Origin of the sequence: Scytonema sp. PRP1 (assembly GCF_036697665.2) — a bacterium.
In the GTDB taxonomy this organism is placed as follows: Bacteria; Cyanobacteriota; Cyanobacteriia; order Cyanobacteriales; family Nostocaceae; genus Kalymmatonema; species Kalymmatonema gypsitolerans.
This window is the reverse complement of sequence record NZ_JBAHYJ020000087.1, coordinates 15558-39354: the sequence shown is the minus strand read 5'-3', so window position 1 is coordinate 39354 and position 23797 is coordinate 15558. Positions and strand designations below refer to the sequence as shown.

Here is a 23797-nt window from a genome sequence, read left to right as displayed (position 1 = left end):
GTCTACTACAAGCCTATCAATTCAATCATTTTCAGATAATTTAATTTTGTAAATACCGTCAGGATTGGTGATAACCTTTCCTCCCAAAGCTTCAATTTCATTGATTGCTCGCTGACGAGTTGTTTGATCAACTTGATTATTTAATATCATTGTCCAACTAGCAATTCTAGCCAATTTACTGTTAGGATTTTTCTTGAGGAATTCAGCGGTTTTCTGCGAAACCGATGCCGCTTGTTTGCTTTCTTGATCTGTATGCTGGCTAGCCCAATCTGCTGCTATTTCAAAGGAGTCTTGAGCCGTTGATGATTTTCCTAAAAACAATAACTCATCAATGCCTTTATACCGCCACACATAATAAGACTTTTCCGGAACCCAAGGAGATAGTGACTTTAAAGCTTTCTGTGTTAATTTTATAGAACGTTCTGGCATACCTGCATACATGGAAGTACTGGTAGAAAGGCTTAGATAGGCAGGTATAAATCGCGGATCGCGTCCCAAAATGACTTCAAAGTATTCTGGGCTTAGACTGTAACCTGTTTTGGCACGAGCTTCATCATCGCCAAAGTATTGCACAAAATTGAGATAAACCCAATTGGCAATGATGTTATTGTAACCAAAACTTGGCATTCTTTTTAAGAAATTTAGACGCACCTTTTCTGAGTCAATTGTTCTTTGTATTTCTAATGAAGGAGTTTTGTTACTATGAAGTAGTTTTTGCATTTTTGGAAATTGGAGCAAGCCAACTCCCAATATACACAAACAGGCTGCAAAAGATGCAGTGATTTGACGAGATAGGGCAAACATCTTAGCTGACTGGTACAGTATTAGACTACAGCTATATAGTTCCCTTTCATCTCCTCAAATTAACAGTGGCTCGCTCTATATTTAGCAAAAGATAAAGAAGCTTTTATACAACTATTTTAATTATTTTAATTATTTTAATACTCACGTCAAAATCAACCCGTACTGGTTGAGTCGCTTTCCTAAGTTTCAGAATCTCGATTCACAGTCTCAGGTGAAAAGGCTGGAAGACAGACGGAAATATATTCTGCACCTTCCTGAGTAGGAGTACTGTAGCGAACCGATTCACCTGCACGTGCAATCACTGCCTGTCCCGCTTGAACGTCCATTTGACCGCCCTCATATTCAACCCGAAGCATTCCTTTAAGAACAACAGTGAACTCGTCGAAATCGGGTTTTTGTCCAGGTTCTATCCAACCACCAGGGGAACGCATATGGGCAATACTAACAGCTGCGGTTTGAGTTGATACTCGACCGATATACTCATCAATCAATTTGGGCTTATTTCCTGCGGCTTCAATCCGATTTGGTTGAGGTATAAGTTGCGGCATGGTCGTTTTATACAATTCTTGTCATTGTTAAAGTAAAAGTTTACTCTAATCTCAGTTTCTTTAATAAACTGGTTATAGCCGATACAGCAAAATTCTGGAAAGTTCTGGTAAAGTTTTTGGAAGTAGTTTTGCTTAGCTCATAGAAATACGCTTATACGTCCAGATTTTTGTCAACTGGACGTATAAACCTTCCTATGCAAGAGCCGGGATTATTACTCAAAAACCCTATCAAAACATAGCGGGAGGGTGAGAACCCTTATCTTTTAAGGAAGGGATGAAACCCGACTCGTAGGGCTTTAGCCCTTTGTTTCTTTTGGTTTTCCCATTTTCTACAAAATTTGTTAGTATTTTGTAGGAGCTGAGAAACAGTGTTAACTTTAACTTACGAATACAAAGCAAAACCTACACTAGAGCAAATTCGCGTGATTGAACACACGTTGGATGTGTGTCGAAAAGTATGGAATTTTGCGCTTCGTGAGCGAAAAGACTGGCTTGATTCTCGAAAATGCCAAGTACAGCATTGTTCACTAACCTCTAAATATATTATTCCAGCCTCGGAGCCGTATCCGAATTACAACAGTCAAGCCAAATCATTAACTTTAGCAAAAGAACAATATCCAGAACTCAAAACAGTAAATGCTCAAGTATTACAGCAAGTTTTGAGAAAACTGGAGACGGCGTTCATTGATATGAAAACGTAAAGGAATGGGATTCCCTCGCTTCAAAAATCGATATAGAATGCGGTCTGATGTTGGTAATGACAAGCCTTAAAAATTAATAAAAATAGGTTTCGAGAAGAAAAGTTCTTTACGCACTGTATTAATAGACACAATCTTTTGTAACTTGAACTCCAGCTTTAGAAAGGGTATTTACAAATATCGACATCGATAGTATTGAGAGAAATGGATATGGTTGAGCATAAGCCTCCAGTAGTAGCACCTACTGGGGGCTTTTAATTGTAAGCTGTGGATCATGATTGGTTCTCGGTATTGCCAAGGGTTTCGTGCGAGAAATAATTTTGGGTCAAGCCAGGGTGTGTGGACAGTAGCCCAATCCCCTGATGAAATGTTGCCGGAACGCTTCTATCTCCTCTTTTTCTGGCTTACCATGAGAAACTACAGCAACCTGATAGCGACGCATGACATCAACGGGGGACACTCCGCCAGCCAAACTCCAAAGTGCCAATTGTATCCGCTTTGGTGGTGAGTAGCTAATTCCTAATTCACTTAAGAATGCCCTCAAATTACCATCTTCTTGAGGCGAGACCTGATGCTTTAGTCTGACTCTAACCACCCAGCCGTCAATAGTATTAATTACAGTGACGAAGCTGACTCTGAGTTCAGGTTTCCTGTGCAGGTATTCAACCAACCGCAGTGTAAGGCTGGCATTAGCAAGATAGCAGAGGTATTCCATATGAGTGTTGGTGAATTGGGGTTAGTTCACTTTCAAGATAGGGAAACAATTTGAGGAACTTGTGAGCAAGAGATTTATCAGTTTTAGGATGTTTTTATTTGACTGACAAAGAGTATCAGGCTTTACAAAAAGCAGCAGAAGATAAGCAGGTACCCATGTCTGAAATAGTTAGATTTGCTATTCAGCCAGTACTAAAAAAATATCTAGACGGTGACTAAAGTCACTTGCGGGTTCATCCCACGCCTAAAGGACTACTAAGACTCTACGCGGTGCTACGAGTCTTAGTCTCGTGGGCTTTCCCCTTTAATTGCTGTAAAAAGTCCGCACCCCTTCCAGGATGACCTTGAAGGGGTGGCGACGGATGAGGGCTGGCGAAGGCTGGCGACCAAAAGATGGCGACGGATGAATGCGATCGCGATTCGCTTCTGTGGCAAAGCCAATCGCGCTGGCTCTTATCCCGGAACAGCAGGCACCTCTCGCAGCAAGTCGGGTTGGTTGTGTACAAATGTAATTTGTAATGTCCCTACTAGCTCTTTCTCTTTCTGCGTCGAGTCATTAGCACCCATGAGTTGATCCAGGCTCTCTTGGCTCAAATGCAGGCCTGTCTCTTGCAGAGATACAGCGAGTTTGTCCAAGTTGGCGCTCGGCAACTCAAAGTTGATGCACGTTAAGATGTTCGAGTACAGGTGGAAGTCGGTAATCCAAGCTCCTGCTTGGTTAATCGCCTCACTCACATGAGCAGTCATCTGAATCCGTTCTGCTTTGGTAAACCCATCCAGGCGTAGAAAGTGTTGCTTAAACACAAGCTAACCTCCGAAGTGAATCAGATTCAATATAGGGGAGTGACGAGAGAGTTGTCTTCATCCTGTCAGTTCACCTACTTGGGTGATATGAAGACAGCAGTGACATACTCCCCACGCCGCCTCTTCGAGGACGGCGGGGGCTTCTCAGTGACTCCCGGTACACGACGCGGACATTTCCTGAGCTTTGCAGAACGGGATGCCCCTCCGCTCTTTTCGCTATATTTATCGCTGCATTATGGTCGCGGTCGAGACTGCATCCACAGTTCGGGCAGTCGTGCCAGCGAACGTGCAGCTTTTTGGGAACCTTGACACCACAACTTGAGCAGTCTTGACTAGTACCGTTTGGATTTACCGCAATCGTTAACAGCCCAGCATTCGCGGCTTTGACTGATAAGATTTGTAGAAATTGACCCCATCCGGCATCCGTCATTGACTTTGCCAATCGTGTACGTGCAAGTCCTTTGATGTTTAAATCTTCGTGAGCGATAACATCGTGTTTCGCCAATAATTGACCAGCTGTCTTGAAATGAAAATCCTTGCGTTTGTCAGCAACTTTTTTATGCTGCTTGGCAAGTTGGTGAATCGCCTTCGCTCTACGCTTACTCCCCTTTTTGCGCCGTGATACCCGTTTTTGAGTAACTCGTAATCGTTTCTGCGCCTTGCGATAGTGCTGAGGGATAGCAACAACATCGCCCGTGGAGGTAGTGAGGAACTCTTTTAAACCTAAATCAATACCAGCACATTTGTCTGGATTGATATCTGGTTTTAAAATCGGTACTGATGAATCCTCTAGACTTAAACTGACATACCAACCATCGCTTTTACAAGTCACAGTTGCAGTTTTGATTTTAAAGCCATCAGGAATACGGCGATGCATCACCATCTTCACATCACCAATCTTGGGTAGATGGAGAAATTTACCCTTGAGGTGATGTGCCTTGATTGGGTCAGGAAAAGTTAGTGAGCGATAGCGCCCTTTAGCCTTGAACCGTGGACGCCCAGAACGCTTCCCGTTGCTATCACCTTTTAACCAACGGTCGAAAGTTTTCTCTACCCGTGCTATCACATCTTGCAGAGTGTGGGAAGGTAACTCCTTGTATTCGGGAAACAGTTTCTTGGAATTGACCAAATCCCGTTTCTGAGAATAAAAGTCGGGACGGTCTTTTAACTCTGGTAAATGGCTAATTAATGGACAAGCATTGATATCACAGCGATTCTGCTCGTACCAATTAAACCGTTCCGCCAACCGATAATTATACTGACGACGAGCAAGTTCAAGCCATTGGTCAATTGTGGCTTGTTGTGATGTCGTCAATCGTAATCGGTATTGATAAGCGGTTCTCATGTGAGCGTTATTTATTTGAGCTACGCTAATTATAGCAAGTATACTTGAAAGTGGCTATGAAAAACGATTTTGTCTCTAGTGGTAGAGCCGTATCTGACATGAAGGCACATCTAGTCTTAACAACCAAGTATCGACGTAAAGCTTTCACCAGCGAGATGCTGAAACGATTGAATGAGATTCTGTCTGACCTCTGCCAGAAATGGGATTGCAAACTGATTGAATTTAACGGTGAAGAAGACCATATCCATCTACTGTTCCAGTACTATCCGCAAATGGATTTATCCAAATTCGTCAACAACATTAAATCTGTGTCCAGTCGTAGAATCCGAAGTGAATTTGCAGATCACATCAACAGCATTTATTGGAAGGATGTTTTGTGGAATGAATCGTATTTTATTGCGTCATGTGGCGGGGTTACTGTCTCGGTTTTGCGTCAATACATTGAAAATCAAAACGCACCCGTCTAGCGGCACAATCTTATTTGCTCGTTTCCTCCATCTTCACGAACCTCGCCTCCGGCATTGGTCAGGGGAGTGTCGTCAACTCGCTCGCATTCTTCCCGACGCTCATGCAACGCAATTGAGCGCGGGGCTGCTGCTGATAAAGCTCAATGTTGTGACCGTCGCGTTCCGGATGCATAGCTACCGACAACAGAGGGGGCTGGCTACCAAGCTTATAACTGCAAATAATTTGATACTTGAGGGCTAACTACAGGGTGAGCGAGGGCTGACGGAGGGGCGGGCACTTCGTGCGATCGCCCTTTGGGCGGGTACTTCGTGCCATCGCCGCATAACAATTCCAATGCACGCCGACTGTCGAAAGGTTATATCCTGAGCGTTATGAATGTTGCTCTCTTGCGGGTGATTGGAAACCTTAGGCTGATGCACCATCTTTAAAGTTAGTCTGATTTTCAATTAATTCAAAAAATTGCTCTATCTGTTTAGTCTCACGAATGTGATAAACACTTTTGATGCCTTGAGCCTGCTCGATATACTCACGATATTTTGGGGTCAAATATTTGTGACATAACCAAAGCACGCGGTAGCTAGTAAGCGAACTCCTCAATATTGGACTCTTGGACGGCCAACCTTCTGGCGGTTTAAAGAAACCTGTGATGAGTCGTTTAGTTACCCACCATCCATGTATATATAGCGGTAGATCGACAAAAACCAGACTATCCGCCTCGTCCAGTCGTAGCCAGAGGGTTTCCATGCAACCAAACCCGTCAATAATCCATCGGTCAGTAACTAAAATTTGCTGATGGGCGCGCTTATAGTCTTCATGTGGAACCTCAGTACCCCCTGATTGATATTGAATCTTATCCAAAACGTGAAGTGGCAAACCAGTGATTTGGGATAATCTCTTGCTTAGTGTTGATTTACCGCCTCCAGTATTGCCAAACACCGCTACTTTTTTCATCACGACTTTCCTTTTAGTACAATCAAGTCACCTCGTAGACTAGATTGAGTTATGAAACCCACCATGGTATTCGTACGTATATTAGTTTGATAGTTTTGCCAAGACATCACCCAACTGGGTCACCTAACTGGGTGAGTAGACTTTACCCAACTAAGTACAGCATTTCATTAATTCGTAACGTTTTTAAACGCACCAGGTAGCGGAGGTAAACGCAGCGAAAAGTTCTGCAGGAGGTGAGACCAGTGCTGCAGGAGGGTTTCCCGACCTAGGCAACTGGCGAACCCGAAGGGGTTTCCCGACCTAGGAAACTTTTCAAGACAAAGGTACACAGAGTCTTCGTTCAAGTTTTCGCTATGAATTTATGCAAAGCTCTACTAAGTACTAAGCGGGGAAAATAAAGTTACCATTCATGCAGAGACAAAAAGCTTACTGTACAAGCATTTTTACCTTCAGCATAGCTGATATCAAATCCGTTTGTATCGGAATTATTCCTCGTTGCTCTCCCTCTGCGTCAAGAGCGTCTCTGCGGTTTTTTAATTATTCAGATGCTACCGGATTTGATATGACGAATTGTGCTAGATGCTTAGTCATGAATACTATCTAGCATTTTTGCACGAGTCAGATTAGCATCTGTTAAGTCTACCTTACTCAAATTAGTACCATTGAGGTTGGCATTGCTCAAGTTGACCCTTCTGTCATTCAGATAACTCAGGTCATATATTCCCAGTTTTCCAAAATTTGGCGATCCCACCAAGTTGGCTCCGCTTAGGTTTGCATATGTGAGATTAGCATCGCTGAAATCTGCTCCTCTCAAATCTGCCTTGCTGAGATCTGCGCCAAAGAGGTTGGCTCCCCTCAAATCTGCTGCACAAAGATCTGCTCCAGAAAGGTTAGCGCCACAGAGATTAGCTCTGTTGAGGTCGGCAAATCTTAGACTAGCCTGACTCAGATTTGCATGGCTGAGGTTCACTCCACTGAGACTAGCCCGAAAAAAAAGACCGTGATTTATAACGCATATACCTAAGTCTGCCCTTGTAAGGTTCACTCCACTCAAGTTGGCTCCATTAAACTCGATTGAACCTAAAAATAGTCCATCACTAAGGTCTGCATGAGTGAGGTCTGCTCCACTCATATCTACCATAGTAAAATCTGCTCCTCTCAAGTCTGCATCGCTAAGATTTGCGTTTCGCAGTTCCGCAAAGTAAATTTTTGCACACTTGAGGTTCGCATGACTGAGATTCACATCGTCTAAAATCGCAGACAATTCTACATAACTTAGGTCAGGCTTAAAGTCTGGGTTGCTCTCCCTCCTTTTGTTCCAGACTTGAACTCCTAGCTCAAGTAGCGTCAAGTCATCGACATCTACCATAACAGTACTACTATGAATATTTCTGAAGATAAGTTGCGATCGCAACTAGGATGAACAGCTATTATATGCAACCTTAAATCTTACATAAAAGTACTACGAGAGAAACTTTATAATGACTTTTCGATTCCTTTAATATCAATTCTTAAAGTCGCTCCCATTTTAGATTTAATTATGTCTTGTTTGCAAATTGTTCTGAATTTCCTGCTTTAAGTCTTGAATAAGTTCTGGTAGCTTTTGTCCGTTGCTTTTAAAAGGACTTTCACTATTATGATGCTATTTGTCCTAGAGTAGGCGATTGACTCAGCGCCGCTGGTGAGAGCGATTGCAAAGGTGCCAGTGCCGTAAGCGCAAAGCGCAGGCACTCTTGGCGCGTAAGCTCCCACCGCGTGAAGGCACGCGGTGCGTCTTTGCTACTGATAAGGCAATCGCCCAAGAACAAAAAATGAACCTTTTACCCTTAGATGTTTTCTCTGAGATTTATAAATTTTTTATAAACTTTATAAAAATAATATTATCTGTGTAGGGTTCAAAAATTAATTTTATTGTTGGTAGGAAATTTAGATAAACTTCCGGTAGGCATTTCGTTATTAAATTTACAAAAAAAACACAGAATTACACTGTCTTACATTAGAAAATATCTGGAGGAAAGTTAAGTTGAGACTTTATGTTGTGCAAAAGCCTTGAAGAGATGAAAATAGAGTACCGCCCTATTGATAATTATTCTGGAGGCGCTGGCTTTGAAAAAGACAACCTTGAACAATTAGAAATTCGTCAATGGAAGTGGGTGTTGCCAAGGCGAGAGCAGAATAGTAGTCCTTACCTAGGTACTTGGAAATGCTCGTTTTTCTCTGACGATCGCACTCGTCGGTATTTATTTGGCTACGTTTTAGTCTTTGAAAAAATTGAAACAATTCGGGCATTCATACACTTGTTTGACCGAAATTTAGATTTTGGATGGCAGCGTCAGGAATTAGAAAGTGAACATTTCGATGTAGAATGCGCGAAGAAATGGTGTGAAACCACAGCACAGGAAATATTAAATCAGATTGAACTACAGCGACAGAAGTTTGACGAATTGGTCAGAATAACATAGTAAAATACAACTTGGTATCAAGCTCTACGTACGTGCATCTACCTTTCTTTTAAGCTAAATCCAAGTACTACACTGGTTTTTATTCTTCAACCTAGCCGCCTTAATATATGCGCTTCGTGGGGTTCTTAATGCCCTATCTTATGAATTTATAATTTTGAATTAAGCAAAGCGGTTGACGAATCAGTTTGCCCCTAATAAATCCGCATGGTGGCGAATGTGATCCTCGATAAAACTGGCGATGAAATAATAACTGTGGTCGTACCCTTGCTGATAACGCAAGTTGAGTGGCTGATTGACTGCTGCACAAGCTTGCTCAAACACCTGGGGTAGCAACTGCTCTTTGAGAAATTTATCAGCAGTACCTTGGTCGATGAGAATGGAACTGTGGTATCCTAATTGCCTGACCAATTCACTTGCATCGTAGGCACGCCAACTTTCTTTCTCCTCGCCAAGGTAACGGCTAAACGCCTTTTCACCCCAAGGACAGCGCATTGGTGCGGCGATGGGTGCAAAAGCAGAAACTGATTTGTATTGCTGGGGGTTTCGTATCGCGCACACAATAGCACCGTGTCCCCCCATTGAATGACCGAAAATCCCTTGTTGCTCTGGTTGTACGGGGAAATGTTGAGCAATCAAACTAGGCAACTCATGCACGACATAGCTATACATTCGGTAGTGTGATGCCCAAGGTTCAACAGTCGCATCCACATAAAAACCAGCACCAGTGCCAAAGTCCCAGTCGTCATCCTCGCCAGGTATACCAGTATTGCGGGGGCTAGTATCCGGTGCTACGACCATTAAGCCGTATTTTGCCGCGTATTTTTGTACTCCGGATTTTATCATAAAAGTTTCTTCAGTGCAAGTCAAACCCGAGAGGAAATAGAGAACTGGCACAGGTTTCTGAGTGGCTTGCGGTGGTTGGTAAACGGCGAATCGCATTTCCCCGTTGCAGGTAGAGGAGGAATGAGAGTAAAAGCCGAGTTTGCCACCGAAGGATTTGTATTCTGAGACGAGGTTTAGATTAATCATCACTCATGAGTCATTAGGCATTTCAATTGAGGGTACGTTAGCGATCGCCTAACATACCAACCTACCCAACTTCCTTATACGGCAATATGGTTGCCGATAAGACTATTTGCAAAAACAATAACCAATGCCATCTTACGTTGCATCCGAAAGTTCTACACGTGTGAAATCCCTATATTGGCAACTTTGGTAAGCTAAAACGTTACCACACTCCGAATCGATTCACCCCTGTGCATCAAATCAAAAGCATCATTGATGCGTTCAATGGGCATCACATGAGTAATTAAATCGTCAATGTTGATTTTGCCCTGCATATACCAATCAACAATTTTCGGCACATCGGTACGTCCTCTTGCCCCACCAAACGCCGAACCTTTCCAAACGCGCCCAGTCACAAGTTGAAAAGGACGGGTACGAATCTCCTCGCCAGCACCAGCGACGCCGATAATCACGCTGACGCCCCAACCTTTGTGACAACATTCCAAGGCTTGGCGCATGATATTCACATTGCCGATGCATTCAAAGCTGTAATCAGCACCGCCTTTAGTTAAGTCAACCAGATAAGGAACCAAATCTCCCTCAACTTCCTTGGGGTTGACGAAGTGAGTCATGCCAAACTTTTCTGCCAAAGCTTTCTTGTTGGGATTGATATCTACCCCCACAATCATATTGGCTCCCACCATCCGTGCTGCTTGAATGACATTTAAACCAATACCGCCCAAACCGAAAACCACCACATTAGCTCCCGGTTCGACTTTGGCTGTATTAATGACTGCACCAATTCCCGTTGTCACACCGCAGCCAATGTAACAAACTTTATCAAACGGCGCATCTTCGCGAATTTTTGCCACGGCAATTTCCGGCAACACCGTATAGTTGGAAAAGGTGGATGTTCCCATGTAGTGATGAATCATCTGCCCATCAATAAAAAAGCGGCTGCTGCCATCGGGCATGACACCACGCCCTTGTGTAGCGCGAATTGCTTGACAAAGATTGGTTTTGAAGCTAAGGCAATATTCGCACTGACGGCATTCTGGGGTGTATAAGGGAATAACATGATCCCCTGGCTTGACACTGGTGACGCCTTCCCCTACCTCCACAACAACGCCAGCGCCTTCATGTCCCAAAATAGCCGGGAATAAACCTTCGGGATCCGCACCAGAAAGAGTGTAAGCATCGGTATGGCAAACCCCGCTCGCTTTAATCTCCACCATCACTTCCCCAGCATGGGGTCCCTCTAGTTGAACTGTTTCAATCCTCAACGGCTTACCAGACTCATAAGCGACTGCTGCTTTAACTTCCACTTTTTAGCCCTCCTATGCAGGTTTCGTCAATCCTGTTATAAATCTAAGCCCCAACTGTTTTGGCAATACTGAATTTATCTGCCTCAAACCAGTATTAAAAATAGCAGAAAATTCTATGAATGCTAGTCTTTGCTTGAGCATCTCGTTTGGCAAATCGCTATTTAGATCTGTGGATCTTGTCCCAATTCACGCAGCAAAGCTGCCAATCGTTCAGCCCGGAGATGTTCTGCATCAGCCCGTCAAGGTCTTGGCTTCGCCACGCCCTTCGGTCTACGTTATCCACAGGTGTATCGTCAGAACAGGGCAGTTGCTCGCTATTGGGCAGGGATTGCTGGAGTTGAGATTCAGCCATAAAATGGTGCTGTGCTGCACAGTTTGCTATTTCTAGGTTATCTTCTCTCAGGTAAATAATGCCCATGCGCAAGTAATGAGTTGTCGGTTCGCTATTTTTTCATAGAACAATATTAATTAGCGCGATCGCGCTGGAGACAGGCACTCCCTGCCGTTGCCTCAACCGCACCAGCAAAACTGCTCGCATCTAAACATTTGATGATGGCAAATCAGACTGTTGCTTTAGTTGTATACACTTAGGCAAAGAAATAACGACAAATATTACAAAAAACTACAAAAAGAGCTTAGCGGACGAGTAGTGGGTATGAGACGAATAATAGTACAGTACTATTGGTTCTTGCTAAATTCTGTACCTTTTTTCTGTGAATAAGAACCGCTATAAATATAGTGTTGCTGTACGATAGTGCCATTCTCTAGTTACATTGGATAAAAGCAGTAGCAGCTCTTTTGGCAACAGCATGTCAGCAGCAACTACTAAATAATTTGTCCACCACTAGATTACACCTGTATTTTAATAGCCTATGAACCCTGCCCTGACTCAATTCGGCGCTCATATGTCCAAGCTGACCGGCGTTAGAGCCATTATGAAGGACATTATCGAAACTTTACGATCTGGTGCGGGGCAGCAATTCATTAATTTGAGTGCTGGCAATCCGTTAATTTTGCCGGAAGTAGAACAATTATGGCGCGATTGCACCGCACAATTGCTAGCTAGCCCAGAATATGGTGAAGTCGTTTGTCGCTACGGGTCAAGTCAGGGCTATGCACCACTCGTTGAAGCAGTTGTGGAGGATTTTAATCGGCGATTTGGGTTAAATTTGAGCGAACGCAACATCCTTGTCACCCCAGGTAGTCAAAGTCTCTACTTCTACGCTGCTAATGCTTTTGGCGGGTACACCACCAGCGGTGAACTCAAGCAAATCGTTCTACCCCTCAGTCCTGACTACACAGGTTACGGTGGTGTCACTTTAGTGCCAGAAGCCTTGATTGCCTATAAACCCACTCTAGATATCGACGCCGCCGCCCACAAGTTTAAATATCGCCCCGACTTCAGCAAACTGTCGATTACAGAAAAAACTGGTTGCGTCATCTTCTCTCGCCCCTGCAACCCCACTGGTAATGTCCTCACAGATGATGAGGTGAAAAAAATTGCTGCCCTTGCTGCACCTTACGATGTGCCGGTATTTATTGACTCGGCATATGGTCCTCCCTTCCCCGCGTTAAACTTTACGCAAATGACGCCAATCTTCGGCGATAACATCATCCACTGCATGAGTTTATCGAAAGCTGGGTTGCCAGGAGAACGCATTGGGATTGCTATTGGGGATGAACAGGTGATTGAAGTTCTAGAGTCTTTCCAAACAAATGCCTGTCTCCACGCATCACGCTACGGACAAGCCATAGCAGCGCGTGCTATTACCTCTGGTGGGCTGGCGGACATTTCTGAACAAGTTATCCGCTCCTTTTACCAGAATAAGTTTACTGTTTTGGAAAGCACGTTAAACGAGGCGATGCCCAAGGATTTACCTTGGTTCCTTCATCGGGGTGAAGGGGCAATTTTTGCTTGGTTGTGGTTGCCAGATCTGCCAATAACTGACTGGGAGTTTTACCAAGAACTCAAGCGGGTGGGTGTCATAGTTGTGCCTGGTAGTACTTTCTTCCCTGGTTTGGAGGAAGAGTGGAAACACAAGCAGGAGTGCGTCCGTATTAGCCTCACCGGAAGTGATGAGGAAATTGCTACGGGTATGCAGCGTCTGGCAAAAGTCGTACAACAGCTTTATCAGGTTTCGGCTGTGAGTGCTTAAAAAAACCGCAGAGTACGCAGGGTACGCAGAGGGAAAGTTCAACAACCTCGCCCTGAAAGGGACGAGGATTGTCCGAACCAATTCGGACAACGTAAGCGTTGAATAGCCCATAGAGACTCAACTTAGTACAGACTTCCGAGTACTTCCCTAGCTCGGATCACTCTAAGCCTGATTGGTTCAGGCGTTGGGAAAGCCAAGACATGTTAGTTGGGTTGGGCGAAGGGACTTAAAACAAGTAATTGGGTTATACGAATCATGCGAATTCCAGTTGTAGACAAAGACAATGAGGAATAAGGGGACAAGGGGAGATAAGGAAAATAAAACAGATAAGGGAGATAACGGAGCAACATCCCCCTCATCCCCCTCATCCTCCCTACTCCCCACTGCAATACCAGAAGGCTGGCTGCAAATTGGTACGATTGTTGCACCTCAAGGGTTGCGTGGGGAAATGCGGGTTTACCCTGACACGGACTTCCCCGAACGCTTTGAGGTGCCTGGAAAACGGTGGTTGTTGCGTCCGGGCGAGACGGAACCGCAACCGATAGAATTGCTATCAGGACGTTACGTTGAAGGAAAAAACTTATGCATCGTCAAACTGGCTGGAGTGGAAAATCGTGAGCAAGTAGAGGAGTTGCGCGGTTGTAAGTTGTTGGTTCCAGAGAGCGATCGCCCTCAATTGGGAGAAGATGAATATCACGTCGTAGATTTGATTGGCTTGCAAGTTTTCATGCAAGAATCTGGCGAACTCGTTGGTACAGTGGTAGATGTGATCCCGGCTGGTCATGATTTATTGGAAGTAGAGTTGCAACAGCAACAGGACAAAGGTCAAACGACAAAAGACAAAAAACAGAAGACTGTTTTGATTCCATTTGTGAAAGCGATCGCGCCAGTTGTAGACTTAGAAGCCGATCGGATTGAAATTACGCCACCAGATGGGTTATTGGAAATAAACGATTAGAGAATGGGGAATTAAATTACTTGTCAATAAGAAAATGTTCCTCTACCTAAAGATAGAATTTAATTTTTATCAAGCTTTAGAAGTAAAAAAGTTATCTGAATTTCTAGACTGAGATTAAATGATTCTTAAATAAAAGCCGAGGTAACACCTGGGTTGGTAGCGTTTTATAGAGGTTTTTAACCGCATTTGTTCAGGTTTTTTTAGATACGACAGAATAGCTACTACTTCGACATTTTCCAGTTAACTACTGGAAAGATTGGTCATGAGTAAGATGATCATCATGCCGAAGACAACTAAACTTCCAGGTGATTTCGTCTACATCCTTTTGTAATGGAGTTTTGGCATGACTTTAGCAAGTCCTCCACAGACAAAGCCTTTAACAGATGAAGAACTGCGGAAAATGAACGCCTATTGGCGTGCAGCGAATTATCTTTCAGTTGGACAAATATATCTACTCGACAATCCGCTGCTAAAAGAACCACTTAAGCTAGAACACATCAAACCCAGACTTTTGGGTCACTGGGGAACAACTCCTGGTCTTAACTTCCTTTACGTTCACCTCAACCGGATCATCAAAAAGTATGACCAGAACATGATCTACATTGCTGGTCCTGGTCACGGTGGTCCCGGAGTCGTTGCAAACGTTTACTTAGAAGGCACTTACAGCGAGTATTATCCCAACATCTCCCAAGATGCTGAGGGTATAAAGAAACTCTTCGTACAGTTCTCTTTCCCTGGTGGTGTTGGCAGCCATTGCACCCCGGAACTTCCTGGTTCCATCCACGAAGGTGGTGAACTCGGATATTCCCTGTTCCACGCCTACGGTGCTGCCTTCGACAACCGCGACCTGATCGTTGCTTGCGTTATCGGTGATGGCGAAGCGGAAACCGGACCTCTAGCCACAAGCTGGCACTCGAACAAGTTCCTCAACCCCGTGTATGATGGGGCTGTTCTCCCGATCCTTCACCTTAACGGCTACAAGATTGCCAACCCGACGGTACTGTCACGGATCAGTCATAAGGAGTTGGAAAGCTTATTTGTAGGCTACGGTTATAAACCCTACTTTGTGGAAGGTTCTGATCCGGAAACTATGCACCAGTTGATGGCAGCAACTCTGGAGACTGCGATTAACGAAATCAAAGAAATTCAGGAAGACGCGCGGAACAATGGCTTCCGTGAACGTCCACAATGGCCGGTAATTATCCTGAGAAGCCCCAAAGGTTGGACGGGACCCAAGGAAGTCGATGGCGAGAAAACGGAGAATTATTGGCGATCGCACCAAGTTCCTTTTGGGGAGTTGGCAAGCAAGCCAGAACACCTCAAACTCCTAGAAGAGTGGTTGAGGAGTTACAAACCACAAGAACTTTTCGATGAGAACGGCAAGTTCATTCCAGAACTAGCACAATTGGCTCCCAAGGGACAGCGACGCATGGGTGATAACCCCCATGCCAACGGCGGTCTTCTGCTGCGCGACTTGAAAATACCCGACTTTGAGAATTATGCCCTCAAGGTTACCGAACGAGGCAGAGATGTTGGCGAAGCGACTAAAGTGATGGCAAAGTTCCTGCGGGATGTGATGAAACTCAACCTGCAAAGCCGCAACTTCCGCATCTTCGGTCCAGACGAAACCAAATCAAACCGCTTAGATGCTGTGTTTGAGACAACAGACCGCACTTGGGTAGCCGAGAGACTTCCTGAAGACGCAAACTTGTCTCCTGAAGGTCGGGTGATGGAAATTCTTAGCGAAAATGCCTGTCAGGGGTGGTTAGAAGGATACCTCCTTACAGGTCGCCACGGCTTCTTCTCCTGCTACGAAGCGTTCATCCACATCGTAGACTCCCAGTTCAACCAACACGCCAAGTGGCTTGACACGAGTCAGGACGTTCCCTGGCGCAGACCCATTGCTTCCCTTAACTATCTCCTCACCTCGCATGTTTGGCGGCAAGACCACAACGGCTTTTCTCACCAAGACCCCGGTTTTATCGACGTTGTAGTTAACAAGAAAGCAAAAGTTGTTCGGGTGTATTTGCCCCCCGATGCCAATTGTTTGCTGTCGGTAACAGACCACTGTCTGCGAAGCCGTGACTATGTCAACGTCATCGTTGCTGGGAAGCAACCCGCTCTACAATACCTGGATATGGATGCAGCAATTAAGCACTGCACCAAAGGTCTCGGTATTTGGGAATGGGCAAGCAATGACAAAGGTGGTGAACCAGATGTGGTGATGGCATCTGCAGGAGACATTCCCACTATGGAAAGCTTGGCGGCGGTGGACATTTTGCGGCAGAACTTCCCCGACCTCAAGGTGCGGGTAGTGAACGTGGTGGACTTAATGAAACTTCAGCCTGAAAGCGAACACCCGCACGGACTCAGCGACAAAGACTTCGATAGTATTTTTACCACGGACAAGCCGATTATCTTTGCCTTCCACGGTTATCCTTGGCTGATTCACCGTCTAACATATCGCCGGACAAATCATGCAAATCTTCATGTGCGGGGTTACAAAGAGGAGGGAACGACCACCACGCCTTTTGATATGACCGTAGTTAACGATTTAGATCGCTTCCACCTAGCGATAGACGTGATTAATCGCGTACCACATCTAGGGTACAAAGCGGCTTATGTCAAGCAGATGCTGCAAGACAAGCTGATCGAACACAAGCACTACATTAACAAGTACGGCGAGGATATGCCAGAAATCCAGAACTGGAAGTGGCCCCACTAAAGGAACTAGGGACTAGTGATTGGGGACTGGGTGAATTCGTGACACTCCTACACCGACCGCAAGCGGTCGGTGTAGGCTTCTGGCAGATTTTATCTTTCCAGAGCTTCGTTCGTGGTACTCCAACTGTTTCCCATTACCGCAGTTTATAGTCAGGTTCGTGTCCTGCCCGACTTGAATGATTTCAAAACCATTGACCTACGTTCCTTAAAGATTTTACGCACCGGAGGCAGTAGTCGGCTATTAATAGCAATTTAAGACCGCACTTCCCGATGCAACCCCTTATCTTTAGTTGTCTAGGTACGGATAGTTGACCAGCTTTTTAGTATGCGTCAACACCTCTCTATGTTAGCAGATTGGGTAGATACTGCCTACCCACTTATGAAAGAATCAAAGGTTAAACTTGAGGATATCAACAAAGCAGGTTAAACAAGTTGCGGTCATATGCAGCAAGCAAAGATAAGACAATCACTCAAATTGTCGAAGACGCTTGTTGATAGGTTGCCCAACACGGAGATTGGCGCTCATTGCACTGTCCCCACTCCCGAATCAACCGACAGTTGATATTGGTCGCTTTACGTACAATGAGCACCCCGGCATTCATCCCACACCTCCTGACGGTAGGATGTGGGGCTTCTGCCGGAGCTAGCTAAGTCCTCAAACCTTAACAAACCTTAAAAGATGCCAATTAAATCCGCCTTCTGTTGCATATACTGTCAGGATTGGGTCAAGAAGATATTGAAGAGCCAGGGGAAGATGAGGGAAATGAAGAAGAATTTGCTCCTCCTACTCCCCGCGACTCTCTTTTGGGGCCAAAACCCCCAGAAATCCCTAGTGTTGTGATTTTCAACAACAGGAGTTTTCAAATTGACTAAGTTGAAAGTTGGTATTAATGGATTTGGTCGGATTGGGCGACTTGTGTTTCGCGCTGGCATCAATAACCCCAACATCGAGTTTGTCGGCATTAATGACCTGGTACCACCAGATAACCTCGCTTACCTTCTCAGGTACGACTCAACCCACGGAACCTTTAAAGGCAAAGTTGAAGCAAAGGATGATGGCATTGTTGTCAACGGACATTTCATTCCTTGTGTGTCAATTAGGAATCCAGCAGAATTGCCTTGGGGGAAATCTGGTGCAGATTATGTAGTAGAATCTACAGGGCTTTTCACTAATCATGAAGGAGCAGCAAATCACCTCAAAGCAGGAGCAAAGCGGGTGATTATTTCCGCTCCCACGAAAGATCCAGACAGGGTTCCTACTCTGCTGGTAGGTGTCAATCATCACTTATTTGACCCCGCTAAAGACACCATCGTCTCTAATGCTAGCTGTACCACAAACTGTTTGGCTCCTGTCGCTAAGGTCATCAACGACAACTTTGGATTAACTGAAGGGCTGATGACTACAGTACACGCCATGACCGCCACTCAACCAACTGTGGACGGTCCCAGCAAAAAGGACTGGCGAGGAGGTCGCAGTGCGGCGCAGAACATTATTCCCTCTTCTACAGGTGCAGCAAAAGCCGTAGCACTCGTTTTGCCGGAGTTGAAGGGCAAGTTGACCGGTATGGCATTCCGGGTTCCTACGCCCGATGTTTCAGTCGTTGATTTGACTTTTAAAACTGCCAAAGCCACCAGCTACAAAGAAATTTGCGCTGTGATGAAGGCGGCTTCCGAAGGAGAGCTTCAAGGTATCTTGGGCTACACGGAAGACGAAGTTGTTTCTACAGATTTTCAGGGCGATATCCGTTCTAGCATCTTTGATGCGGGTGCTGGTATTGAACTGAATTCTAACTTCTTCAAAGTAGTTGCCTGGTACGACAACGAGTGGGGTTACTCGAATCGCGTTATTGACCTCATGTTGTCTATGGCACAAAAAGAAGGACTGTTGGAACGCGTAGCGGCGGCTGTAGCTTAACAGTTATCAGTTAACAGTTACCAGTGATCAGTTAACACTAACAACTGTTAACTACATTTGTAGCAACAATCCGGTAATACGTTATTTGAAACCGCCGATGCACGCAGATATACGCAGATAATTTATCTGTGTGCATTTCTTGTTTAGTAAGAAGTGTAGTGCTGATTCATCCGTGAGAAAATAATTGTAAATGTATAATTTTTAATTTTCCCAAAAGGTAACATTTGCCAGCAGTCTGTTGCTCATCTAAATATTTCATCTCAGGAGTTAATATGTCTAAAAATTTACTGGAACAATTGCGGAAAATGACTGTGGTGGTTGCAGATACGGGGGATATTCAGGCGATAGAAAAGTTTAAGCCACAAGATGCGACAACTAACCCCTCTCTGATTACTGCTGCGGCACAGATGCCAAACTATCGAGAAATTGTGAACCAGACTTTACTCCAAGCAAAGAAAGATGCAGGTTCGCAAGCAAGCCAAAAGGAAGTGGCAACTCTGGCGTTTGACCGATTGGCAGTGTCTTTTGGGTTGAAGATTTTGCAAATTATTCCTGGTCGAGTGTCTACGGAAGTTGATGCACGCCTTTCCTACGATACGGAAGGTACTGTTGCTAAGGCACACGATTTGATTGCTCAGTACGAAGCGGCTGGTGTTTCGCGCGATCGCGTTCTCATCAAAATCGCCTCTACTTGGGAAGGGATTAAGGCTGCGGAAATCTTGGAGAAAGAGGGTATTCATTGCAACTTAACTCTTTTGTTTGGAATTCATCAGGCGATCGCCTGTGCGGAAGCTGGCGTAACTCTGATTTCCCCATTTGTTGGGCGCATTCTCGACTGGTACAAAAAAGAAACCGGACGCGATAGTTACTCTCCTGCGGAAGACCCAGGAGTCGTGTCTGTGACTAAAATTTACAATTACTATAAGAAATTTGGCTATCAAACCCAAGTTATGGGAGCCAGTTTCCGCAATGTTGGTGAAATTACACAACTAGCTGGCTGTGACTTGCTGACCATTTCTCCTGCACTGTTAGCTGAATTGAACGCAACAACTGGGGAACTACCTCGTAAACTTGACCCCGCCAAAGCAGCCGCAACAGACATCGAAAAGATACCGATGGACAAAGCTACCTTTGACAAGATGCACGCTGCTGACCGGATGGCATCCGAAAAATTGGAAGAAGGTATCAAAGGTTTTACCAAGGCACTGGAAACCTTAGAAACATTACTGGCAGAACGACTTGCCCGTTTGGACGGAGAAGATACCCTCAGCCATGCCACTCAGGATATTTTTCATATCTACGATTTGGATGGTGATGGCTTCATCACCCGCGAAGAATGGATGGGAACCGACGCCGTGTTTGATGCGCTAGATGTCAACAAAGACGGCAAAATTACACCACAAGAAATGAGCGCTGGGTTGGGCGCAGTTATTCAGATGGTGGAAGTCGCAAAAGCTTGATTTTTGTCGTCTAAATCAGAATCAGAGATTGCAGGGGCGTCAAGCTCCTGCTGACACACCTTAATAATTCTTCACCGTACGTACACCCCCTGACTCCTTTATCTGTTGTATTGCCTGACTGGTCGATAGACTCGTTGAGTTCGATTTCGCCTGACTGGTCGATAGACTCGTTGAACTCGATTTCGCCCAACTGGTCGTACACGAACTCGTCTAACTTGATTTCGCCTGACTGGTCCGCCAATGATTATTCTACGAACTCGGGATCTTCTGTCGTATCTTCTAGCGACGACGAATGGTTGAGGCTGATCTCCAACTGGGTTGACTCCTAGCTCTAAACTTCTTTGTCCAAAAGTATTGTTGAAATGGTTCTTATTTGACTGAGCCGCTTGAGCAAATGAGGACGGATAAACTATGGCAAACAGCAATATTGCTGTGGCAAATAATTTGTGTATGCCTTGTGACTGAGAAATAGCAAGATTTAGCTGGAAAAATTTCTGATTAGCCATTGCCAATCTCCTTATTGATAAGAGTCATCTGTGACTCAGGAGTGTGTGCTGATTGATTGTGCTGAGCGTGCGAGTAAAGTGTTATATGATGTCCGGCAAATTATCCATAAATAGACACACCCCACCCCAACCCCTCCCCCTTCGGGTTTGCCAGTTGCCTGCTGTCGGGGAACCCTCCTGCAGCACCGGTTTCACCGCTTGCGGTTCGGGGACGTGAAGCGTAGCTTTACGGGACTCGGGGTCCTCTTGGGGATAGGGGAGGGGGTTTTCCAGGATTTGTTGGTAATTGAGCGGACATGATCTTAAATATATGTAGTAAATTTGACAATCTAGCAGGTATGCAGTTTGTTTTGATAACAAAACATAATTAGGCAAAATGCCTATCTCAAACATACCGTTAAATGAGATTGAAGCTCCATTAAGATTCGACCTGAGGAAGGAAATTAGAACTTAACACGAGGTTGTTGCGGCAACATCTGCTTAAGTAGTGTTAGGACTATCAAGCAATTTTTGTTGTGAACTCTGCCTCAAATATCGCTATGGTTAGCAAAACTATACAAACCCAACCGTTTACCGACCAGAAACCAGGTACTTCTGGACTCAGAAAGAAAGTTTCTGTCTTCCAAAAGCCTCATTACTTAGAAAATTTTGTGCAGTCCATCTTTGATAGCCTGCAAGGATATCAAGGTCAGACTCTGGTTTTGGGAGGCGATGGTCGCTACTATAATCGTCAGGCAATTCAAATTATCCTGAAAATGGCAGCCGCTAATGGCTTTGGTCGAGTGCTGGTCGGTCAAGGTGGGATTCTTTCTACCCCGGCTACTTCTGCTATTATTCGCAAGTATGGCACTTTTGGTGGTATAATCCTTTCCGCAAGCCACAACCCTGGTGGTCCAGAAGGTGATTTTGGAATAAAATACAACATTGATAATGGTGGACCAGCCCCAGAAAAAGTGACTGAAGCCATGTATCAACGTAGCAAAGAGATTGATAGCTACAAAATATTGGAAGCTCCTGATGTCAATCTTGATACATTAGGAAATTTCAATATAGGCGATATGGCGGTGGAGGTCATTGATTCTGTCGCAGACTACGCAGAGTTAATGCAGTCGCTGTTTGACTTTGACCGTATCCGCGAACTGGTAACAAACGGACAGTTCCGTATGTGCATCGACTCCTTGCATGCTGTGACTGGTCCTTATGCTCACAATATTTTTGAGGAGCGTTTGGGCGCACCGCAAGGGACTGTCACGAATGGCACACCTCTGGAGGACTTTGGCGGTGGACATCCCGACCCCAACCTCGTTTACGCTCATGATTTGGTGGAAGTTCTGTTCGGGGAAAATGCTCCTGACTTCGGTGCAGCTTCTGATGGAGATGGCGATCGCAATATGATTTTGGGTAGCCGATTTTTCGTCACTCCCAGCGATAGCTTAGCAATACTCGCAGCAAATGCCAAATTGGTTCCTGGATATAGTTCTGGTCTTGCTGGAATTGCCCGCTCTATGCCCACCAGTCAAGCAGCAGACCGTGTAGCGAAACATCTGGGAATTGAAAGTTATGAAACTCCCACAGGCTGGAAATTCTTTGGGAATCTGCTAGATGCAGGTAGAGCAACCTTGTGCGGTGAAGAGAGTTTCGGTACAGGTTCCAACCATATCCGCGAGAAAGATGGACTCTGGGCAGTGTTGTTCTGGCTAAATATCTTAGCAGTGCGGCAACAGTCAGTAGAGCAGATTGTCACAGAACATTGGCAAACCTACGGGCGGAATTATTACTCTCGCCATGACTATGAAGAGGTAGATAGCGATCGCGCGAACAACTTAATCACAAGTCTGCGTGCTATTGCGCCAAACCTCAAAGGGAAGCGGTATGGTTCCTACGAGGTTGAGTACGGTGATGACTTCAGCTATACCGACCCAATTGATGGTAGCGTTAGTCAAAAGCAAGGTGTTCGCATTGGCTTCACCGATGGTTCGCGGATTGTCTTCCGGCTATCTGGTACAGGTACACAAGGCGCGACATTAAGGCTTTATTTAGAAAGCTACGAACCCGATCCCGCAAAGCAGAATCTTGACCCCCAGCAAGCACTGGCAGAACTTATCACCATTGCAGATGAGATTGCCCAAATTCGTACTTTAACTGGAATGGACAAGCCAACTGTGATTACCTGATATCTAGGGGTGGGCATTGAGCAATAGATAATATCAAGTCCGGATGAATACTTGTCATTACCCTAGGAACCCCACCCCCGTAAAGCTACGCTTCACGTCCCCTCCCCGCAAGCGGGGAGGGGATAAAGGGGTGGGGTGCACCTAATCCCATCCTCGCAATTTTTGGTGTATGGCAGCCACGTGCCACATATAATCGTCAATCTCGTATTCGTTGAATGCTTGAATCATGTAGTGTCGCGCTTCGTCTGTGCGGTTCTCTGCTTCAAAATACAATCCTACGTAAAGATAACCGTAAAACTTGGCACGCTTGTCGTTGTTCGTACCAACAGCCAGGACATCATCTGTTGAACAATCTCCTGCATACAAATCGTATACACGCCGCATCACAAGTCGGGGATCATTTTTCACTGGTAACAAAGACTGACGTGCTTTGGCAGCACCGTAAAGGCGGGCGATGCAAAGATAGCGCCATATTGTTTCTTCCACATCTTGAGAGTTAACGCTCAAGTCCACCTCAAATTGTTTGGCACCATCAGCAAATTTTTCAGCGTAGTAGTATGATAGCCCCCGCTGCCACAAGTATGGTGTTAAACGAGAGTCCAGTTGTTCTGCAATGTCGAAGTCAGCAATGGACTCATCGATGTTAGCTAACTTAAAATGAACCATCCCCCGGTGTATGTAAGCTCTGGGATTATTCGTACGGATAGAAATAATATCATTCCATCGGGCAAGTTCTTTTTCCAGTAAATTGCTTAAGTTCATCTTTTCTTTGTTGTTCGT

The 23797-nt window shown here is 45.0% G+C and carries 24 protein-coding genes; 10 read left to right on the top strand and 14 right to left on the bottom strand.

Annotation, left to right across the window (positions count from 1 at the left end):
* Positions 1 to 21 precede the first annotated feature (21 nt).
* Positions 22 to 804: a hypothetical protein gene (locus V5G28_RS22100; protein ID WP_332987559.1), complete on the bottom strand. Its 783-nt coding sequence runs from the start codon at positions 802 to 804 to the stop codon at positions 22 to 24.
* 179 nt (positions 805 to 983) lie between these two features.
* Positions 984 to 1352: a cupin domain-containing protein gene (locus V5G28_RS22095; protein ID WP_332987558.1), complete on the bottom strand. Its 369-nt coding sequence runs from the start codon at positions 1350 to 1352 to the stop codon at positions 984 to 986.
* A gap of 368 nt (positions 1353 to 1720) precedes the next feature.
* On the opposite strand from V5G28_RS22095, the gene V5G28_RS22090 reads away from it, so the two are divergent.
* Positions 1721 to 2053: a helix-turn-helix domain-containing protein gene (locus V5G28_RS22090; protein WP_332987557.1), complete on the top strand. Its 333-nt coding sequence runs from the start codon at positions 1721 to 1723 to the stop codon at positions 2051 to 2053.
* 322 nt (positions 2054 to 2375) lie between these two features.
* Here the strand turns inward: V5G28_RS22090 and V5G28_RS22085 are convergent, their stop codons facing one another.
* Positions 2376 to 2765 carry a hypothetical protein gene (locus tag V5G28_RS22085; protein WP_332987556.1) on the bottom strand — a complete coding sequence of 130 codons (390 nt, stop codon included), beginning with the start codon at positions 2763 to 2765 and terminating at the stop codon, positions 2376 to 2378.
* 98 nt (positions 2766 to 2863) lie between these two features.
* On the opposite strand from V5G28_RS22085, the gene V5G28_RS22080 reads away from it, so the two are divergent.
* The gene (locus V5G28_RS22080) at positions 2864 to 2983 is read left to right on the top strand and encodes a hypothetical protein (RefSeq protein ID WP_332987554.1); all 120 of its coding nucleotides are present in this window, start codon (positions 2864 to 2866) and stop codon (positions 2981 to 2983) included.
* Positions 2984 to 3217: 234 nt separating this feature from the next.
* Here the strand turns inward: V5G28_RS22080 and V5G28_RS22075 are convergent, their stop codons facing one another.
* On the bottom strand, positions 3218 to 3568 hold the full coding sequence (locus V5G28_RS22075) for a hypothetical protein (RefSeq protein WP_332987553.1): 351 nt from the start codon (positions 3566 to 3568) through the stop codon (positions 3218 to 3220).
* 70 nt (positions 3569 to 3638) lie between these two features.
* Entirely contained in the window at positions 3639 to 4913 is a 1275-nt protein-coding gene (locus tag V5G28_RS22070) for an RNA-guided endonuclease InsQ/TnpB family protein (protein WP_332987552.1), read from the bottom strand.
* A gap of 56 nt (positions 4914 to 4969) precedes the next feature.
* Here V5G28_RS22070 and tnpA point away from each other — a divergent pair, with 56 nt between their 5' ends.
* On the top strand, positions 4970 to 5380 hold the full coding sequence (tnpA, locus tag V5G28_RS22065) for an IS200/IS605 family transposase (protein ID WP_332987550.1): 411 nt from the start codon (positions 4970 to 4972) through the stop codon (positions 5378 to 5380).
* 237 nt (positions 5381 to 5617) lie between these two features.
* Here the strand turns inward: tnpA and V5G28_RS22060 are convergent, their stop codons facing one another.
* From V5G28_RS22060 to V5G28_RS22050, 3 genes are all read right to left on the bottom strand, one after another.
* The gene (locus V5G28_RS22060) at positions 5618 to 5803 is read right to left on the bottom strand and encodes a hypothetical protein (protein ID WP_336231286.1); all 186 of its coding nucleotides are present in this window, start codon (positions 5801 to 5803) and stop codon (positions 5618 to 5620) included.
* Positions 5787 to 6332 (bottom strand): isopentenyl transferase family protein, encoded by a 546-nt coding sequence (locus V5G28_RS22055; RefSeq protein ID WP_332987548.1) that lies wholly within the window; start codon positions 6330 to 6332, stop codon positions 5787 to 5789. The genes V5G28_RS22060 and V5G28_RS22055 overlap by 17 nt, the downstream gene beginning before the upstream one ends.
* Before the next feature lie 583 nt (positions 6333 to 6915).
* Complete coding sequence (locus V5G28_RS22050) at positions 6916 to 7701, bottom strand: pentapeptide repeat-containing protein (protein WP_332987546.1); 786 nt, start codon at positions 7699 to 7701, stop codon at positions 6916 to 6918.
* A gap of 688 nt (positions 7702 to 8389) precedes the next feature.
* Between V5G28_RS22050 and V5G28_RS22045 the strand changes: the two genes are divergently transcribed.
* Positions 8390 to 8794 carry a hypothetical protein gene (locus V5G28_RS22045; RefSeq protein ID WP_332987545.1) on the top strand — a complete coding sequence of 135 codons (405 nt, stop codon included), beginning with the start codon at positions 8390 to 8392 and terminating at the stop codon, positions 8792 to 8794.
* A gap of 180 nt (positions 8795 to 8974) precedes the next feature.
* Here V5G28_RS22045 and fghA read toward each other — a convergent pair whose 3' ends face one another.
* The 3 genes from fghA to V5G28_RS22030 form a co-directional block, all read right to left on the bottom strand.
* Entirely contained in the window at positions 8975 to 9823 is an 849-nt protein-coding gene (fghA, locus tag V5G28_RS22040) for an S-formylglutathione hydrolase (protein ID WP_332987544.1), read from the bottom strand.
* Positions 9824 to 10014: 191 nt separating this feature from the next.
* Entirely contained in the window at positions 10015 to 11124 is a 1110-nt protein-coding gene (locus V5G28_RS22035; protein ID WP_332987542.1) for an S-(hydroxymethyl)glutathione dehydrogenase/class III alcohol dehydrogenase, read from the bottom strand.
* A gap of 157 nt (positions 11125 to 11281) precedes the next feature.
* The gene (locus tag V5G28_RS22030) at positions 11282 to 11542 is read right to left on the bottom strand and encodes a hypothetical protein (protein ID WP_332987541.1); all 261 of its coding nucleotides are present in this window, start codon (positions 11540 to 11542) and stop codon (positions 11282 to 11284) included.
* A 454-nt stretch (positions 11543 to 11996) separates the two neighbouring features.
* On the opposite strand from V5G28_RS22030, the gene V5G28_RS22025 reads away from it, so the two are divergent.
* From V5G28_RS22025 to V5G28_RS22015, 3 genes are all read left to right on the top strand, one after another.
* Positions 11997 to 13280, top strand: a complete 1284-nt coding sequence (locus V5G28_RS22025; RefSeq protein WP_332987539.1) for a valine--pyruvate transaminase — start codon at positions 11997 to 11999, stop codon at positions 13278 to 13280.
* Positions 13281 to 13563: 283 nt separating this feature from the next.
* On the top strand, positions 13564 to 14238 hold the full coding sequence (gene rimM, locus V5G28_RS22020; protein ID WP_332987538.1) for a ribosome maturation factor RimM: 675 nt from the start codon (positions 13564 to 13566) through the stop codon (positions 14236 to 14238).
* Positions 14239 to 14581: 343 nt separating this feature from the next.
* Positions 14582 to 16963: a phosphoketolase family protein gene (locus V5G28_RS22015; protein WP_332987536.1), complete on the top strand. Its 2382-nt coding sequence runs from the start codon at positions 14582 to 14584 to the stop codon at positions 16961 to 16963.
* Positions 16964 to 17432: 469 nt separating this feature from the next.
* On the opposite strand, the gene V5G28_RS22010 is transcribed toward V5G28_RS22015, so the two are convergent.
* Positions 17433 to 17564, bottom strand: coding sequence for a hypothetical protein (locus tag V5G28_RS22010; protein WP_332987535.1), 132 nt, complete (start codon positions 17562 to 17564; stop codon positions 17433 to 17435).
* Between the two features lie 263 nt (positions 17565 to 17827).
* On the opposite strand from V5G28_RS22010, the gene gap reads away from it, so the two are divergent.
* Entirely contained in the window at positions 17828 to 18877 is a 1050-nt protein-coding gene (gene gap / locus V5G28_RS22005; protein ID WP_332987533.1) for a type I glyceraldehyde-3-phosphate dehydrogenase, read from the top strand.
* A gap of 272 nt (positions 18878 to 19149) precedes the next feature.
* A complete protein-coding gene (locus V5G28_RS22000; protein ID WP_332987531.1) occupies positions 19150 to 20337 on the top strand; it encodes a transaldolase in 1188 nt (395 codons plus the stop codon).
* Positions 20338 to 20435: 98 nt separating this feature from the next.
* Here the strand turns inward: V5G28_RS22000 and V5G28_RS21995 are convergent, their stop codons facing one another.
* Entirely contained in the window at positions 20436 to 20843 is a 408-nt protein-coding gene (locus V5G28_RS21995) for a hypothetical protein (RefSeq protein ID WP_332987529.1), read from the bottom strand.
* Between the two features lie 539 nt (positions 20844 to 21382).
* Here V5G28_RS21995 and V5G28_RS21990 point away from each other — a divergent pair.
* Complete coding sequence (locus V5G28_RS21990; protein ID WP_332987527.1) at positions 21383 to 23017, top strand: alpha-D-glucose phosphate-specific phosphoglucomutase; 1635 nt, start codon at positions 21383 to 21385, stop codon at positions 23015 to 23017.
* Positions 23018 to 23158: 141 nt separating this feature from the next.
* On the opposite strand, the gene V5G28_RS21985 is transcribed toward V5G28_RS21990, so the two are convergent.
* The gene (locus V5G28_RS21985; protein ID WP_332987526.1) at positions 23159 to 23779 is read right to left on the bottom strand and encodes a tetratricopeptide repeat protein; all 621 of its coding nucleotides are present in this window, start codon (positions 23777 to 23779) and stop codon (positions 23159 to 23161) included.
* Positions 23780 to 23797 lie beyond the last annotated feature (18 nt).

Coding starts and splice junctions, on each gene's coding strand:
- V5G28_RS21985 (WP_332987526.1), bottom strand. CDS start 23,779: ATGAACTTAAGCAATTTACTGGAAAAAGAACTTGCCCGATGGAATGAT.
- V5G28_RS22045 (WP_332987545.1), top strand. CDS start 8,390: ATGAAAATAGAGTACCGCCCTATTGATAATTATTCTGGAGGCGCTGGC.
- V5G28_RS22025 (WP_332987539.1), top strand. CDS start 11,997: ATGAACCCTGCCCTGACTCAATTCGGCGCTCATATGTCCAAGCTGACC.
- V5G28_RS21990 (WP_332987527.1), top strand. CDS start 21,383: ATGGTTAGCAAAACTATACAAACCCAACCGTTTACCGACCAGAAACCA.
- tnpA (WP_332987550.1), top strand. CDS start 4,970: ATGAAAAACGATTTTGTCTCTAGTGGTAGAGCCGTATCTGACATGAAG.
- V5G28_RS21995 (WP_332987529.1), bottom strand. CDS start 20,843: ATGGCTAATCAGAAATTTTTCCAGCTAAATCTTGCTATTTCTCAGTCA.
- rimM (WP_332987538.1), top strand. CDS start 13,564: ATGAGGAATAAGGGGACAAGGGGAGATAAGGAAAATAAAACAGATAAG.
- V5G28_RS22055 (WP_332987548.1), bottom strand. CDS start 6,332: ATGAAAAAAGTAGCGGTGTTTGGCAATACTGGAGGCGGTAAATCAACA.
- V5G28_RS22085 (WP_332987556.1), bottom strand. CDS start 2,765: ATGGAATACCTCTGCTATCTTGCTAATGCCAGCCTTACACTGCGGTTG.
- V5G28_RS22060 (WP_336231286.1), bottom strand. CDS start 5,803: ATGGTGCATCAGCCTAAGGTTTCCAATCACCCGCAAGAGAGCAACATT.
- V5G28_RS22050 (WP_332987546.1), bottom strand. CDS start 7,701: ATGGTAGATGTCGATGACTTGACGCTACTTGAGCTAGGAGTTCAAGTC.
- V5G28_RS22100 (WP_332987559.1), bottom strand. CDS start 804: ATGTTTGCCCTATCTCGTCAAATCACTGCATCTTTTGCAGCCTGTTTG.
- V5G28_RS22070 (WP_332987552.1), bottom strand. CDS start 4,913: ATGAGAACCGCTTATCAATACCGATTACGATTGACGACATCACAACAA.
- V5G28_RS22000 (WP_332987531.1), top strand. CDS start 19,150: ATGTCTAAAAATTTACTGGAACAATTGCGGAAAATGACTGTGGTGGTT.
- V5G28_RS22010 (WP_332987535.1), bottom strand. CDS start 17,564: ATGAATGCCGGGGTGCTCATTGTACGTAAAGCGACCAATATCAACTGT.
- V5G28_RS22095 (WP_332987558.1), bottom strand. CDS start 1,352: ATGCCGCAACTTATACCTCAACCAAATCGGATTGAAGCCGCAGGAAAT.
- V5G28_RS22015 (WP_332987536.1), top strand. CDS start 14,582: ATGACTTTAGCAAGTCCTCCACAGACAAAGCCTTTAACAGATGAAGAA.
- V5G28_RS22030 (WP_332987541.1), bottom strand. CDS start 11,542: ATGGGCATTATTTACCTGAGAGAAGATAACCTAGAAATAGCAAACTGT.
- fghA (WP_332987544.1), bottom strand. CDS start 9,823: ATGATTAATCTAAACCTCGTCTCAGAATACAAATCCTTCGGTGGCAAA.